This is a genomic window from Cupriavidus sp. BIS7, assembly GCF_000292345.1.
Classification (GTDB): Bacteria; Pseudomonadota; Gammaproteobacteria; order Burkholderiales; family Burkholderiaceae; genus Cupriavidus.
The window spans coordinates 43,440-58,120 of record NZ_ALOU01000007.1; the positions used below are offsets into that span (position 1 = coordinate 43,440).

The 14,681-nt window shown below is 62.0% G+C and carries 13 protein-coding genes; 8 read left to right on the top strand and 5 right to left on the bottom strand.

Annotation, left to right across the window (positions count from 1 at the left end):
• Nucleotides 1-103: 103 nt before the first annotated feature.
• Nucleotides 104-1,558 carry a DUF1254 domain-containing protein gene (locus tag B552_RS0102060; RefSeq protein WP_237718148.1) on the bottom strand — a complete coding sequence of 485 codons (1,455 nt, stop codon included), beginning with the start codon at nucleotides 1,556-1,558 and terminating at the stop codon, nucleotides 104-106.
• Between the two features lie 57 nt (nucleotides 1,559-1,615).
• Nucleotides 1,616-2,647, bottom strand: coding sequence for an alpha/beta hydrolase (locus B552_RS0102065; protein ID WP_019447333.1), 1,032 nt, complete (start codon nucleotides 2,645-2,647; stop codon nucleotides 1,616-1,618).
• Between the two features lie 95 nt (nucleotides 2,648-2,742).
• Between B552_RS0102065 and B552_RS0102070 the strand changes: the two genes are divergently transcribed.
• From B552_RS0102070 to B552_RS0102085, 4 genes are all read left to right on the top strand, one after another.
• Complete coding sequence (locus B552_RS0102070; protein ID WP_019447334.1) at nucleotides 2,743-3,789, top strand: AraC family transcriptional regulator; 1,047 nt, start codon at nucleotides 2,743-2,745, stop codon at nucleotides 3,787-3,789.
• Nucleotides 3,790-4,149: 360 nt separating this feature from the next.
• Complete coding sequence (locus B552_RS0102075) at nucleotides 4,150-5,106, top strand: TauD/TfdA family dioxygenase (RefSeq protein ID WP_019447335.1); 957 nt, start codon at nucleotides 4,150-4,152, stop codon at nucleotides 5,104-5,106.
• Between the two features lie 170 nt (nucleotides 5,107-5,276).
• Complete coding sequence (locus tag B552_RS0102080) at nucleotides 5,277-5,756, top strand: 2,4'-dihydroxyacetophenone dioxygenase family protein (RefSeq protein WP_019447336.1); 480 nt, start codon at nucleotides 5,277-5,279, stop codon at nucleotides 5,754-5,756.
• Nucleotides 5,757-6,051: 295 nt separating this feature from the next.
• The gene (locus tag B552_RS0102085) at nucleotides 6,052-7,698 is read left to right on the top strand and encodes a 3-(methylthio)propionyl-CoA ligase (RefSeq protein WP_019447337.1); all 1,647 of its coding nucleotides are present in this window, start codon (nucleotides 6,052-6,054) and stop codon (nucleotides 7,696-7,698) included.
• A gap of 126 nt (nucleotides 7,699-7,824) precedes the next feature.
• Here the strand turns inward: B552_RS0102085 and B552_RS0102090 are convergent, their stop codons facing one another.
• Nucleotides 7,825-8,502, bottom strand: a complete 678-nt coding sequence (locus tag B552_RS0102090; protein WP_026035226.1) for a carbonic anhydrase — start codon at nucleotides 8,500-8,502, stop codon at nucleotides 7,825-7,827.
• Nucleotides 8,503-9,188: 686 nt separating this feature from the next.
• Here B552_RS0102090 and B552_RS0102095 point away from each other — a divergent pair.
• The 3 genes from B552_RS0102095 to B552_RS0102105 are packed head-to-tail and all read left to right on the top strand — an operon-like array spanning nucleotide 9,189 to nucleotide 13,043.
• Nucleotides 9,189-11,123, top strand: a complete 1,935-nt coding sequence (locus B552_RS0102095; protein ID WP_019447339.1) for a DUF3604 domain-containing protein — start codon at nucleotides 9,189-9,191, stop codon at nucleotides 11,121-11,123.
• Nucleotides 11,124-11,133: 10 nt separating this feature from the next.
• Nucleotides 11,134-12,030 (top strand): peptidyl-prolyl cis-trans isomerase, encoded by an 897-nt coding sequence (locus B552_RS27040; protein WP_019447340.1) that lies wholly within the window; start codon nucleotides 11,134-11,136, stop codon nucleotides 12,028-12,030.
• Nucleotides 12,027-13,043, top strand: a complete 1,017-nt coding sequence (locus B552_RS0102105) for a HupE/UreJ family protein (RefSeq protein ID WP_019447341.1) — start codon at nucleotides 12,027-12,029, stop codon at nucleotides 13,041-13,043. The genes B552_RS27040 and B552_RS0102105 overlap by 4 nt, the downstream gene beginning before the upstream one ends.
• A 128-nt stretch (nucleotides 13,044-13,171) precedes the next feature.
• Here B552_RS0102105 and B552_RS0102110 read toward each other — a convergent pair whose 3' ends face one another.
• Both B552_RS0102110 and B552_RS28700 read right to left on the bottom strand, forming a co-directional pair.
• Nucleotides 13,172-13,444 carry a DUF1145 domain-containing protein gene (locus tag B552_RS0102110; RefSeq protein WP_019447342.1) on the bottom strand — a complete coding sequence of 91 codons (273 nt, stop codon included), beginning with the start codon at nucleotides 13,442-13,444 and terminating at the stop codon, nucleotides 13,172-13,174.
• Nucleotides 13,445-13,665: 221 nt separating this feature from the next.
• A complete protein-coding gene (locus B552_RS28700) occupies nucleotides 13,666-13,812 on the bottom strand; it encodes a hypothetical protein (protein ID WP_157160156.1) in 147 nt (48 codons plus the stop codon).
• 156 nt (nucleotides 13,813-13,968) lie between these two features.
• Between B552_RS28700 and B552_RS0102120 the strand changes: the two genes are divergently transcribed.
• Nucleotides 13,969-14,670, top strand: coding sequence for an aspartate/glutamate racemase family protein (locus tag B552_RS0102120; protein ID WP_019447343.1), 702 nt, complete (start codon nucleotides 13,969-13,971; stop codon nucleotides 14,668-14,670).
• Nucleotides 14,671-14,681: the final 11 nt, after the last annotated feature.

Below are 14,681 nucleotides of genomic sequence, written 5' to 3' on the forward strand. Positions count from 1 at the left end.
GCGCCAGATGCGCCTCATGCACGACATGTGCCTTCGATGATGAGGATGTGGCCGGAAATCGGCAACCCGCCGCTGGACGAGCCAGCAGGCGGGAATCCGGATATCAGCTTGCTACGCGCCTGATTACCGGTGGCTTCCAGGTGCCATTGAGGGCATCTGGCCCCGGCAGGTACATGCGCAGGTTCATCGAAAAGCTGCCTGATGCAGGCGTGGGCAACCAGTTGGATTCCATGCCGATGGCACGCTCGCGCTGGAGCACCAGATCCAGTGAGCCATCTGCGTTGTACTTCAGCGGATCGCGATCACCGATGGCGAAACGGTTGATGGAATTGGAAGCAAAGAACTGCCGATCGTTGTACATCGACAGGGACCAGAAGGCGCGTGCCGGCGGCAACTGCTCCTTGTCGAAGTGGATGACGTATTTCGCCGCGCTGTCGAAGGGCTTGCCTTCGGCGTCCACCATCGCAAACGGGTAGAGCGCGTCGTCGACCGTGCAGGCTCCCAGACCGGCAAAAGCAATTATCGCCCGACGGAGATAATCGGTCCCATACGTGCCGATCGGATTGGCAATCACTCTCCAACCGTTTGTCACGAAACCGGTGCGAGGTAGCGCTGCCACGATCAGCGAGCGTCCCGCGGCCGGCGCGGCCCGCAACGCGGCCTGCGACTCCGGCGGCAAGCGGTTCAGATCAAGATCCTGCCCGGGTACCAACCCGAGGCGTGCGATGCGGGCAAGAATCGGGAAGTCGTTGGCATGCGGCGGATTGGTCTTCAGCAACCGGGCAAACGTCGCAAAGTAGGTGTCCGCGTCCATCTTTGCCACCTGCTCGACTGGGGCCGTCATATCCTGCTGTGGATTGACGGTGCCCATTGGGGGTACATAGCCAGGCTTGCCCCATGCGCTGAGCGGTGTCGTCCTGAGGCCGGCCTGGAATTTGTGCACGGACTCATAGTCTGCAACGCCATTGGTCTGCGTCCGGCCGATCATCCAGCCCACGGCCGTCGGCGAGACATAAGCGGTCACGCCAGCCGGGAGCTTGCCACGCCAACCTGGGCCGACAATGGCGAACTGCTGCGGACCATTGCCGGTGGTGCGCGTACCGGGTGAGGTAAAGATGTCCGTCCACAGGTCGAGCGCCGGAAGCAGATAGTAGCGACCGCCGGAATCCGGCACGGTGATGATGAGTGGCTCACGCGTGACGTCGAACCAGAGCGTCGAGTACAGTGTGTCCGCATTCGGACGAACCACTATGTCGAACTTTTCGTCGGGAAAAGCGGTCGCGTGCACGAACTGGTTCATCGGCGCACGGAAGTGGCTGGAATCGGGAGCTTCAACGTTGGTGGAAACGCGTCGCGTCACCTCCATTAGCACCATCGGGTAGGCGTAAATATAGGCCTCTGTAGCAATTTCCTGTGCATCGGCCGCGCTTGGCGGGGCCGTGGCTGCGCCGGCGGATGCCTGAACCTGAAGTGCAGCCAAACCAAGCAGTGGGCACAGAGCGCGCCCAAGCCACGGGCTACGAGTCCATCCAATCATGTCTTCTCCTGTATTTTCCATGAGCGTTACGTTCGCCCCATCCAGGACGGTGGGGCGTCAGGTCAAACTTTCCGAAACTCAGCCCGCTAGCTGCCCCAAGAACTCGAGGAGCAAATCGTTGACTTGTTCTACGCATTCCTCCGCGGCACTGTGGCCCACGCCAGGCAGCAGGACTTTCTTTCGCAGCCCGGGCAGGTACGCGTCGAGTTGGTCATAGAGGTCACCCACCAGCTCAAGGGATGGGTCGGCTGCGCCGCCAATGAACATGCTCGGCTGCTGCACCACGGCGCCATCGAGGAAAGCCGTGATTTCCCAGTTCCGGTCGCGACAGCGGTAGTAGTTCAAGGCGCCGGCAAATCCGGTGCGGGTGTACTCCTCCACGTAGTAGTCCAGCGCGCGAGCACTCAACCACTCAGGGAATTCCTTCGGCTCTGTGAAAGCGCGAAGAATGCTCTCGCCCGGCTCGATAAGCATGCGCCAGCGTTCGGCGCCGACGGCACTCCCGGAGATCGAGTAGAAGACGCTGCGCAGCGTCTTTCGCGTATCGGCGGACAATTCGCGGTCGGGCTTGCCAACCTGCTGGAAGTACATGTGGTGATACACCTTGCCCTTGGCCATGGCCTGCCAGCCGACACTGGGCTTTACCTTGCCTCGTGGCGGTACCGGTGTGTTGAGCATGACGAGTGCGCGAAACAAATCCGGCCTCAGCATGGCGGCCGACTGAGCGACCCAGGCGCCCAGGTCGTGCCCGACGATCACGGCGGACGTCTCACCCAGCGCCTCCATCAGTCCGACCATGTCGCCAACGGCCTGACTCAAGTCATAGGCTTCGATCGCCTCGGGCCGGTCGCTTTGGCCAAATCCACGTTGATCGGGCACAACGACCCGATAGCCGGCGTTGACCAGCGCCGGGATCTGGCGGCGCCACATGTACCACAGGTAGGGAAAGCCGTGCAGCAGGATGACCAGGGGGCCTTCCCCCTCGTCCACGTAGTGCATGCGGATGCCGTTCACCTCGGCGAAGCAGTGGTTGAACGCTTGCGGATCGTCGGCATTCGCCCGTGCCCAAGCGTCGATCCTGGCGCAGTGAGCTGCTGTGCCCTTAGTCATTGTCTTCCTCCGTGTCAGGGTTTCGACTACTAAGGTAGCTGCAAAGGCCGCAACTATACTAAGCGAGCTGGGACAAATTCTTAGAGGTTTGGGACATGGCTGCAGACGGGCACATTTTTACCAGGGCGGCCGCGCTTACCGGCTACGAACCCCTTGCCCGAGCAGTCGGCCTGGATCCGTACCGCATGTTGCGGGCGGCAAAGATACCGGCCAAAGCACTGGATGATCCCAACCTCATGATCAGTGCCGATGCCGTCGGGTGGCTGCTTGAAGAATCAGCGCTCCGGTCCGGGGAAGAGGCATTCGCCCTGCTGCTGGCAGAGAAGAGAAGCCTGGCGAACCTCGGCATGCTGGCCCTGGTCGTCCGCGAAGAACCAACTTTGCGCACTGCAATGCTGGCCACCGCCCGATACCTGCGTTTGCATAATGATGGGGTGCAATTGCGGCTCGACGATGCCGGGGACCTTGCAGCGCTGCATATCAATTTCCGGCGCCCCGGCGTCTGGCGCCAGGCGGTCGAGCAGTCGGTGGGCGTTTTGCTACGGACCTTTGCCGTCTTGACACAGAATACCTTTCGCCCTGTGTCGATCAGCTTTACCCACGAGGCCCCTTCCAACCTCGATGTTCATCGCCGCGTGCTCGGGACCGCTGTCGAATTCTCGAAGGAATTCAATGCGATCGTCTGTCGCAGCCGCGAGCTGGATCTGCCTATTCCGGCGGCTACCCCGGAGCTCAGTCGAGAAGTGAAGCGCTTGCTTGACGTACAGTTAGCCAGACTGGAAGAAGACGACCTGACCCAGCGCGCGCGTGAAGTCGTCAAGATGTTGCTGCCGACCGGACTGTGTTCGGTCGAGCGAATCTCCCAACATCTGGGTATCAACCGGCGCACGCTGAACCGGCACCTGGCAAGCAGCGACGAGAGCGCGACAACGATCGTCAATGCTGTGCGATTGGAGCTCGCCGAGGAATACCTCGCCAATAGCAGGCGCAAGCTATATGAAGTCGCCGAACTGCTTGGCTTCTCCACCGCTGGCGACTTTTCCCGCTGGTTCCGCCGGGAGTTTGGCAAAACCCCGTCGGATTGGGCGGGCGACTACAGGCAGGAAATGGCGACGTCCAGGCCCGGACTGAAGCGTGGATGAACTCATTTGAGGCGCCTGATGCGGCCCGCGCCCTTCAGCCAATGGGTTCCGTTGCTCCTGGCTGACTAGTCTGCAGCGCCAACTAGCGTAGAGACGCCGAACCAATTCCCCGCTTGCCCCGAATCTCCCTCGCGGAGTGAGACCAGTGTCGCCGCACGCGCCGAGCCAGTGCCCCCTGGTGCGCATGTCTCAGGCTGCTAAGTAATTGGCCCAACAGGCTAATCATCAAAGCAGCGACGAAACCTAAGATAGCTGCACCCAAGTGGATTGATCAAGCGCCGTCGATGTACGGCGTGCCGATCCACCCAGGCCTGCAAAACGCTCGCACACCGCGGGCACAGACTCAGATTGGAGACAGCTATGACAGCAGCAGCTACGGCGCAGAACAGGACCACACAGGTTTCCCCCACGGCACCGGCCATTATCCGGCCATCGGTGCGTCAACATTCGATCAAGGTGGAGCTCTGCACGCCTGCCATCGGCGCAGAACTCAGCAATGTCAGCCTGGCCGACGCTGCCCAGGATCCTGACCTCATCGCTGAAATCCGTGCGCTGTGGCTGAAGCACAAGGTGGTGTTCTTCCGCGATCAGCAAATTACGCCGATGGAGCATCAGGCCTTCGCGGCGCAATTCGGCGAACTGGAGCCGCATCCAATTGCGCCGAGTCATCCGGAAGCCGACAAACTGCTGGTTCTGTACCGCAATCTCGACGCGGGCAAGTCAAGCACGGTCGAGAAGATCAGCCGTGAAAACCTCTGGCATTCGGACATAACCTACAAGAAGACTCCTCCGCGTGGCGCAATACTGCGGCGCGAACTGGGCCCCGATACCGGCGGTGACACGATGTGGTCCAACATGGCCATGGCCTATGAGCGCCTGCCCGAGGCCATCAAGCAGCGGATTGACGGCCTGTACGCCAAGCACAGCGTCGAACCATCCTTCTTTGCCCAGCATCCAAGGGAGGAACGCCTTGCTGCCGCAGAAAAGCTTCCTGCCGTCGAGCACCCCGTTGTGCTCATCCACCCCGAGACCGGGGAAAAGGTGCTGTTCGTGAATGCTTTCACCACCCATTTCTCGAACTTCTGGAACTTCAAGGACGTCCGTTGCGGCAACGATTTCATGCCAGAAGCGCATCACCTGCTGAACTATCTGACTTCCCAGGCCGCGATTCCAGAGTACCAGGTCCGCCTGAAGTGGCGCGACAACACTGTGGCCATGTGGGACAACCTGCTGTGCCAGCACTATGCCGTGGCTGACTATGGCAATGCGCCGCGGAAGATGCTTCGCGCGACGCTGGCTGGCGCTCCGCTGTCCTGATCCAGTCTGTCCCCGGGGAAACCTTGAGAAGTCCGCCCGCCAACGCATGGCGGGCATCAACTACACCTCGCCCTGATCAGTTGCAAGGCTGATACGGCGCCAACACGCATGTGCGTTGCATCACGCGGCAAATTGAAATGCCGTCTTATTTCAAATCAAAGGAGACAGTTATGCTTTACCAACAAATTGATACTGCAGTCATCGATGGCGATTCACTGCCTTGGGTTCCGTTCACCCCCTATTCGGACGAAGTCTTGCTGAAGTACTTCAAGCTTGACCCAATTCGGGGCGAAATCATCGTGCTGATGAAGGCACCGATCACCATGCAGCTTCCCAAGCACCACCATTCCGGCACCGTCATGGTCTACACCATCGAAGGCCAGTGGAAATACAAGGAGCACGACTGGGTTGCCGGACCTGGCAGCGTGGTGTTTGAGACGGCTGCGTCCACTCACACGCCAGAAGTCGTCAGCACAAATGAGAAAGATGGCTATACGCTGATGCTGGTTTCCGTGATGGGCGACCTTGTGTTTGTCGATGAGAACGACAAAGTCCTGGCCATCGAAAACTGGAAGACTGCGATGCAGCGCTACCTCGCCTATTGCGAAAAGCATGACATCCAGCCGAAGGATCTCTCGGCATTCAACTAAGCAATGCTTAGGGGCGCCGCGGCACCACCGCGGCTTCCCACTCCAGCCTGACTATTGATCCTTGGCTGCCTCTCAATTCGCTGCCAGCGATGCGGCCAAGGGTTCATCCTTATCCAAACACCGGTACCACGCAGTCTGCTTGCTTCATCAAGACCAGCAGCGAACCGTGGCATCGCTCCTGACCAGCCTGAACGAAGGTCCCCGGACCTGACAGCGCCCCCCCATTCCGCAGCCTGGAGCGATTTGCCGCCAGAGGTTCGGGCTGGCAGACAGCAGCAGACACAGGAATGACGCCATGAATGGCCTGATGATGCAAAAGCAGTTGTTGATCTCCTCTCTCATCGTGCACGCAGACCGGCACCATGGCGATACGGAGATCGTGTCGCGACGGGTAGAGGGCGATATCCATCGCTACACATTCCGGGACTGCCACCGCCGTGCGCGCCAGATGGCCAGCGCGCTGACCGCCCTGGGAATCAAGCCGTCTGACCGGATTGGCACGCTGGCATGGAATGGCTATCGCCACATGGAGCTCTACTATGGCGTCTCAGGGATGGGGGCCATCCTTCATACCATCAATCCGCGCCTGCACGAGGATCAGGTTGCTTATATCGCGAACCATGCTGAAGACCAGTACATCTTCTTCGACCTGACTTTCCTGCCGCTGATCAAGGCCGTCGCCAGCCGCTGCAAGACGGTCAAGGCGTTCATCGCCATGACCGACCGCGCCCACATGCCGCAGGACGCAGGTATTGACCTCCTTTGCTACGAAGATCTGATCGAGCAAGGCGCGCCCGAGTATGTGTGGCCCCTTCTTGATGAGGAAAGCGCCAGTACGCTGTGCTACACCTCCGGGACGACTGGCAACCCCAAGGGCGTCCTGTACAGCCACCGCTCATCGCTACTGCACACTTATGCGGCTGCGCTGCCGGATGCGCTGAATTGTTCCGCGCGCGACGTGATCTTGCCGGTCGTACCGATGTTTCACGTGAATGCCTGGGGCCTTCCGTACGTTGCGTGCATGGTCGGCGCCAAGCTTGTCTTCCCCGGACCGGCATTGGATGGCAAATCGCTGTACGAACTGCTCGAAGCCGAGCAGGTCACGCTCTCCGCAGGCGTTCCGACAGTCTGGCAAGGCCTGCTGAACCATCTGGAGCAGACAGGCCAGGAATTCTCGAGCATGGCGCGTACCATCATTGGTGGCGCGGCCTGCCCACCTGCCATGTTGCGCAAGTTCCAGGACACATACGGCGTGGCGGTGCTGCACGCGTGGGGGATGACAGAACTGAGCCCGATCGGGACCGTTTGCTCGATGAAACCCAAACACTGGGAGATGAGCTACGAAGGCCGTCTCACAATCCAGTCGAAACAGGGCCGTGTGCTGTTCGGCGTCGACATGAAGATCGTCGGCGCGGACGGTCGTGAGTTGCCTTGGGATGGCGTGGCGTCCGGTGACTTGCTGGTGCGCGGGCCGTGGGTCGTACGTGAGTACTTCCGGAGCGAAGGCGGAAATCCACTACAGCTCGACGACGAAGCACAGGGCTGGTTCCCGACCGGCGATGTCGCCACCATTGACGCCGATGGCTTCATGCAGATCACCGACCGCAGCAAGGACGTGATCAAATCAGGAGGCGAATGGATTGGCTCGATTGACCTGGAGAACATTGCGATGGCGCATCCAGCCGTTTTCCAGGCCGCGTGCATTGCCGCGAAGCACCCCAAATGGGATGAGCGCCCGCTATTGATCGTGGCCAGAAAGCCCGAAGCGGAACTCACGCGGGAAGAACTGCTCGCCTTCTACGAGGACAAGATCGCCAAATGGTGGACGCCGGACGATGTGATCTTCGTGGACGCCATTCCTTTGGGTGCGACGGGCAAGACCCTGAAGAACCGTTTGCGGGAACAGTTCGGCAATCATCTGATGGCAATGGCCGCCCGCTGAGCGAGTGGCCGCGGATCGTCCTGTCCAGACTCGGTTCGACGAGCAGCTACGGAACCTGTGCAATCAGCTCTCATTGGACTTGATCGGAACGAGTTTGGATGTCCGTTCCTGTGGAGCCTCGCACCTTCACCGCGCTCGGGCGGCGAGGCGCGCAATCATCCGATCGGCCATCGCGCGATCGATGACTTCGAACGAGCGGCTCGTCCGCTCGTAGGCGTACATGTCGCCAGTCGCAATGTCGAACCACCAGCCGCTCAATACCAGTGCCCCGGCAGTGACCTGATGGTGGACGATCGGGTATGTCATCAAATGCTCAAGCTGGACTAGCACGTTGAGTTGCGACAATTGATCGTGCGGCTTCAGCCTGCCATCGAGCGGGCCTTCGTGTTCGAGACGAAACGCTGCGTTGTTGGCGTGGTACAGCCACTTATCGAGGTTCGGCGCTTTCAGCTTGGCGCTGCGCGTTTGCACGGCCTTCATCGCACCGCACTCGGAATGCCCGCACACAACAATGTTCGCGACTTTCAACACCAGCACTGCATACTCGATCGCGCTTGCCTCGGAAAGGTCACCGGTAGAGGCACCCTCCGCAGTCGCCGGTGGTATGAGGTTGCCGACATTGCGCATTGTGAATAGATCGCCTGGATGGGTCGAAGCAAGCAGATCCGGCACAACCCGGCTGTCCGAGCATGTGATGAAGAGCGCGTCAGGTGTCTGCGAAAGCGCCAGCTTGCTGAACTGCTGCGCGTATTGCGGCAGCATTTTCTCGCGGAATTCAACAATGCCCATTATGAGTTTGCGCATGGTTTGCCTCCGCCAGGACTAGTTTTGAATGTAGAGGCGGCTGAACCTCCAGGTCCGCGCGATTCCCGAGAGTACGGACAAGAGCGAGCCCGGCAACAGACGGGTACATTCACGCAATGGCCGTATTGAGCCGTTTCTCCAGGCGGTAAGCCATAACGATCCTCTCCCAGACCTCAGATGAGGCTATCACCCACCGTATGCGGGTGAATGCTGCCTACCGCACTGTCGTATCTTGCAGAAGGCTGTATATGAAGCCCTTCAAATGATGAGCGGTGAACTGGGGCCTGACGAACAGAAGAAGCGATCTCGACAACGGATACTCGGCCGGGATCACGCGCACCACCGATCTGGAGAATCGGATGTGGAAGAGTGTCAGGGGGCGCGACAGCCGATTGCGCACCGGGCAGGGAATTGACCCACAGTCCAACCGACGCATAAAGGTGAGATGGCGCAGCGGTGACTGACCCGAACGCGTCCGGGGTGATCTTCAGGCCACGATTCGGGCGGCCACGCTCGGCAGTGGGGCGGTGCCCCGGACGAGATCGAGGAGATTGCACCAAGGCCCCATTTCGTCATAAATTATGCGGGACGCTGTCCCCCAGCGTGCCTCCGAGGCGGTGACCCGGTCTGCTCGATACGCGGGCATTGATGTTCATCGACACAAAACATGTCGAAGGAGCGAACACATGAAGCAAGGCATCGCTATGGGCAAGGCGCATCTACTCGCGTTGGCCATGCTGGCGCTTTTGCCGCCCGCCCAGGCCCAACGGCTCATCGACTCCGATGGCTACGTCCCCGCCGACCCGTCGACCTTCCACAAGATCCCGGGCTACTCGCCCTACGCCGGACGACGCTATCCCGAGCGGCCTCTGTTCGGCGACGAGCACGCCCACAGTGGCTGGTCAGCAGACGCCGGAATGAGCGGCACGACGCTCGGGCCGGAAGACGCAGTGCGCTTCGCGCGCGGCGACGAGGTCGTCTCCAACAGCGGGCAGCCGGTGCGGCTGTCGCGGCCCCTCGACTGGTTCGCTCTGACTGATCACTCGGACGGCATGGGCACCATCGCCCTGCTGCAAGCGGGTGAGCCGGAGATGATGGCCGACCCAACGCTCAAGCGCTGGCACGACATGATGGCCAAGGGCGGCGACGAGACCGGTAAGGCGATGAGCGAGCTGATCGCCGCGCAATCGAACAAGAAACTCCCGCCGCTGCTGATGGACCCGAAGTTCGCCAAGAGCACCTGGGAGAAGAACACGGCCATCATGGAGAAGTACAACGAGCCGGGGCGCTTCACGACGTTCATCGCCTACGAGTGGACTTCGAACGCGGGAGGCGGCAACAACCTGCACCGCAACGTCATCTACCGCGACAACAAGGACAAGGCCGACCAGGTGCTGCCCCTGACGACCTTCTCCTCAGAGGATCCCGCGAGCCTCTGGAAGTGGATGGCCGATTGGGAGCGCAAGACGGGCGGCCACCTGCTCGCCATCCCGCACAACGGCAACCTGTCGAACGGCCGCATGTTCGAGCTGCAGACCTTCGACGGCAAGCCGCTGACCAAGGAATATGCCGAGCAGCGGGCGCGCTTCGAGCCCTTGTTCGAGGTGATCCAGTTCAAGGGCCAGAGCGAGTCACATCCGTCGATGTCGCCAAACGACGAGTTCTCCGTCGGCTACGAGATCTGGGATAGGGGCAATCTCAACCTCGTGCCCAAGAAGCCCGGCATGATCCAGCACGAGTACCTGCGTGAGGCGCTGAAGAACGGTCTCAAGCTAGAGCAGGACCTGGGCGCCAATCCATTCAAGTACGGCATGGCCGCGGGCACGGACACGCACACCGGCCTCACCACGGCCGAGGAAGACAACTTCTTTGGCAAGTTCATCTCCAGCGAGCCGCGCGCTGAGCGCTGGAGCGAGGCCGCGCTGAAGTTTGGGGATCGCGTTGTGAAGGGCTGGGAGTTGACGGCAGCGGGTTACACGGCCGTCTGGGCGATCGAGAACACACGCGAGTCGATCTGGGACGCGATGAAGCGACGCGAGACCTACGCGACCAGCGGCACGCGCCTGTGGCTACGCTTCTTCGGCGGCTATGACTACGTGCCCAAGGACCTGCAGACGCGCTCGCCTGCGATAGTGGGCTATGCCAAGGGCGTGCCGATGGGAGGCGACCTGGCGCAGCCGCCGGCCGGCAAGAAGCCGACCTTCCTGATCGCCGCGGCGAAAGATCCGTATGGCGGCAATCTCGATCGCATCCAGGTCATCAAGGGCTGGCTCGACAAGTCGGGTGCGACCCACGAGAAGGTGTTCGACGTCGTGTGGAGCAATCCGGAGAAGCGCAAGCGCGACAGGAACGGCAAGGTGCCGCTAGTGGGCAACACGGTGGACCTCGCGACGGCGACCTGGACCAACACCATCGGCACGCCCGAGCTCGCCGTCGTCTGGACGGATCCCGAGTTCGACCCGACACGGCCGGCGTTCTACTACGCGCGCGTCCTCGAGATCCCGACCCCGCGCTGGACGGCCTACGACGCCGTGCGCTTCAAGTTGAAGATGACTCCCGAGGTGCCTATGACGACGCAGGAGCGGGGCTGGAGCTCGCCGATCTGGTACACGCCGCACTAGGAGACCGCGCATGCGAACGCCTGACTGGCGCGGGTGGGTCCGCGAGCCCCTGCTGCACTTCCTCCTGATCGGAACCGGGCTCTTCGCGGTCTGGCACTTCGTGGCCGGCGGCGACGCCGGGCCGACCCGCGACATCGTAGTGAGCACGTCCCAGGTCGAAGCGCTCGCGACGAACTTCCAGAAGACCTGGTCGCGGCCGCCGACCGCGCAGGAACTGCGCGGCCTCGTGGACGACTACGTTACCGACGAGGTGTACTACCGCGAGGCGATCGCGATGGGCATCGATCGAGACGACCAGGTGATTCGCCGCCGGCTGCGCCAAAAGATGGAGTTCATGTCGGACAGTGTCGCCGACGCGGCCGAGCCGACGGACGCGCAGCTCGAGGCTTTCCTGCGCGAGCATGCATCGAAGTTCACCGCGCCGGAGCGGCTCACCTTCGAGCAGGTCTTCGTCAGCATCGAACGTCGGGGCGGCGCCGCGCCGAACGAGGCTGCGCGCATCCTGACCTCGCTGCGCGCCGGTCGCGGCCCCGCCGATCCGCGCGAGCTCGGTGACCCGACGCTGCTGCCAACGCACCTCCAGTCGGCGAGCGCGCAGGAGATCGCCTACATGTTCGGCGGGGCATTCGCCGCGCAGGTGGCCGCGGCGCCAGTCGGCTCCTGGAGTGGCCCCGTGAAATCGACCTTCGGGCTTCATCTGGTGCGCGTCGACCAGCGCGAGCCCGGGCGCCTCCCGCCGCTGGCCGAGATCCGGCCCGTCGTCCTTCGTGAATGGCAGGCCACGCAGGGCACGAAGGCCAGGGAAGCCTTCCTTGCACAGTTGCGCTCCAAGTACCGCGTCAGCATCGAGGGCCTGGCGGGCCCGGCGTCGCAAGCGCCGGTTTCGGACTCGGGGAGGAACCCATGATGCGAGCAGCGCGCCTGATTCTGCGGGTCGTTCTGCTGTTTGCCTCGGCAATGGCCGACGCCCATGAAGTGCGCCCGGGCTACCTCGATCTGCGCGAAGTGGCGCCGGATCGCTTCGAGGTGATGTGGAAGGTTCCGGCGCTCGGTGACTACCGCCTCGGCATCTACGTGGTGCTGCCGGAAAACTGCAGCGGCGTGCCGTCGCAGGGTTCCTTCGTCGGCTCGACCTTTGTCGAGCGCTGGCAGGCTACTTGCACGGGCAGCCTGGTCGGCAGGCGGGTGGGCATCGACGGCCTGAGCGCGACGAAGACAGACGTCCTTGTGCGCGTCGAGCGCCTGGACGGCACGACGCAGACGGCCCGGCTGACGCCTGCCGAGACCTCGTTCGAGGTGACGGCCTCGCCGAGCCGGTTCGAAGTCGCGAAGACCTATCTGCTGCTCGGCGTCGAGCACATTCTGCTTGGCGTCGATCACCTGCTGTTCGTGCTCGGCCTGCTGTTCCTCTGTGGGAACTGGCACCGCCTGCTCGTCACCGTCACTGCGTTTACGGTTGCGCACAGCATTACGCTCGCCGCCGCGACGCTCGGCCTCGTCCACGTCCCGCAGGCGCCGGTGGAAGCCACGATCGCGCTGAGCGTCATGTTCGTCGCCGCCGAGGTGCTGCGCAGCGCGCACGGAGCGACTGGGCTGGCGGCGCGATTTCCGTGGATCGTGGCGTTCGTCTTCGGCCTGCTGCACGGCTTCGGCTTCGCCGGCGCGCTCCGGGAAGTCGGACTGCCTGAAAAGAACATCCCCGTCGCGCTCTTGTTTTTCAACCTCGGCGTCGAGGCCGGGCAAATCCTTTTCATCGCCGCGGTGTCAATGGTGCTGCTGCTCGTCGCGCGTCTCGCAACTGGCAGCGGCCGCGAGGGGCGCAATCCGTGGCAATCGAGGTCTTCGATCCGGACACCAATCGCCTATGTGATCGGGTCGGTTGCCGCCTTCTGGGTTGTGCAGCGCGTGGCGGCCTTCTGACACACGGTGGACGGGATATGGGACAAGCGGCCTGTCCCCGGATGGGGAGCAGTCGCTGTGCGCGCGCTTCGGGGCTCGAACCAGAGTAGATGCCGATGGCACGCGCGGCAGGCCGCCCCGTCGCGGGCTCAGCGCCCGCGCTGCGCCGCATCGGCCAGCGGCATCCAGTGCACAAAGCCGAACAGCACTGTCAGCACCACGCTGTCGAGCAGCGGCCCCTTGTACAGCGCCACCTTCTTGAAGAAAACGACCGCCTCCAGCATATGCGCCGCCAGCAGCGCCACGGCCACGATGCGCAGCCAGTGGATCGCATCCGGCGGCAGCGGCAGCGTCTTCACGCAGCTCACGAGCGCGAGGCCGTAGACGACAAGCAGAAGTACTTTGCTGAGGGAGTAGAACATGATGGAGGCTCCGGTAATCCCGAGTGGACTTGGCGCGTCATTAAAGCAGGAACCACCTCAAGATACACCCGCCCAATTGGCAGTAGGGGTAGTGGGGGCAGGACCCAATGACCAAGGTGCCGGCTTGATCGGGAGGCGCCCGGCGGCTTCTTCCGAAGCATGAGGCACGAACATGGAATCGCGAACGAATCTTCGAACGCGCCGTGCCGCCCTGATCCTCCTCAGAGATCGAGCTTGGTGATCTTCGCGCCGTTGAGCGAGACATCGACCATCAGGCCCGCGTTCGCCTGGACGAAGCCGATCACACCAACTGGATGCCGTTGTTCTGGGTTAGTACCCCGCTCGTGCCGGTTGGATGCGCTACGCATGCGTTATATTGCGATAAGTTTTCTTATCGCAACATGTTCATAATGAACACAAACCGATGCCGAGGAAAATTAGCCATCGATACTCAGGCCAGACGGCTCACCCGCCTTTGGCGCTTTTGCTAGAGTGGATGCCGACCTGAACCACGACACCACCTTATGAAGACGATTGGACTGATTGGCGGGATGAGCTGGGAATCGTCGGCCGAGTACTACCGGCTGATCAACCAGGGCATGAAGGCCCGCCTTGGCGGCCATCGCAATGCCCGCAGCATCATGGCCACCGTATGCTTCGAGGAAATCAAACAGCTGCAGCACGCGGAGCGCTGGGACGAACTTGGGCAACAGATGCAGCAGGCGGCCCGGCAGGTGGTGGCCGGCGGGGCTGACTTCGTCGTGCTCTGCACGAACACGATGCACAGGGTGGCACCGGCCATCGAGGAAGTACTCAACGTGCCCTTCCTGCATATCGTCGATCCAACCGCGGCGGCGCTGCGCGTGGCTGGCGTTCAGCGTGTGGGGCTGCTTGGAACGCGGTTCACGATGGAGCAGGACTTCTACCGCCAGCGGATGGAAGACCGTCATGGCATCAAGGTGTTGGTCCCGGAAGACGCCGAGCGCGATATCGTCCACGACGTCATCTACGACGAACTCTGCCATGGCATCGTGCGTGATGAATCGCGGGCAGCCTATCAGCGCATCATCGCCGCGCTGCAGGCCGACGGTGCCCAGGCCGTGATTCTCGGCTGCACCGAAATCATGCTGTTGATCGGCCCGCAGGACAGCGCCCTGCCCGTGTTCGACACCACCGCGCTGCATGCGATGGCCGCCGTCGACATGGCCATCGCCGACCACGCTTGATAAGCCCTCCT

Coding starts and splice junctions, on each gene's coding strand:
- B552_RS0102060 (WP_237718148.1), bottom strand. CDS start 1,558: ATGGAAAATACAGGAGAAGACATGATTGGATGGACTCGTAGCCCGTGG.
- B552_RS0102065 (WP_019447333.1), bottom strand. CDS start 2,647: ATGACTAAGGGCACAGCAGCTCACTGCGCCAGGATCGACGCTTGGGCA.
- B552_RS0102070 (WP_019447334.1), top strand. CDS start 2,743: ATGGCTGCAGACGGGCACATTTTTACCAGGGCGGCCGCGCTTACCGGC.
- B552_RS0102075 (WP_019447335.1), top strand. CDS start 4,150: ATGACAGCAGCAGCTACGGCGCAGAACAGGACCACACAGGTTTCCCCC.
- B552_RS0102080 (WP_019447336.1), top strand. CDS start 5,277: ATGCTTTACCAACAAATTGATACTGCAGTCATCGATGGCGATTCACTG.
- B552_RS0102085 (WP_019447337.1), top strand. CDS start 6,052: ATGAATGGCCTGATGATGCAAAAGCAGTTGTTGATCTCCTCTCTCATC.
- B552_RS0102090 (WP_026035226.1), bottom strand. CDS start 8,502: ATGCGCAAACTCATAATGGGCATTGTTGAATTCCGCGAGAAAATGCTG.
- B552_RS0102095 (WP_019447339.1), top strand. CDS start 9,189: ATGAAGCAAGGCATCGCTATGGGCAAGGCGCATCTACTCGCGTTGGCC.
- B552_RS27040 (WP_019447340.1), top strand. CDS start 11,134: ATGCGAACGCCTGACTGGCGCGGGTGGGTCCGCGAGCCCCTGCTGCAC.
- B552_RS0102105 (WP_019447341.1), top strand. CDS start 12,027: ATGATGCGAGCAGCGCGCCTGATTCTGCGGGTCGTTCTGCTGTTTGCC.
- B552_RS0102110 (WP_019447342.1), bottom strand. CDS start 13,444: ATGTTCTACTCCCTCAGCAAAGTACTTCTGCTTGTCGTCTACGGCCTC.
- B552_RS28700 (WP_157160156.1), bottom strand. CDS start 13,812: ATGCGTAGCGCATCCAACCGGCACGAGCGGGGTACTAACCCAGAACAA.
- B552_RS0102120 (WP_019447343.1), top strand. CDS start 13,969: ATGAAGACGATTGGACTGATTGGCGGGATGAGCTGGGAATCGTCGGCC.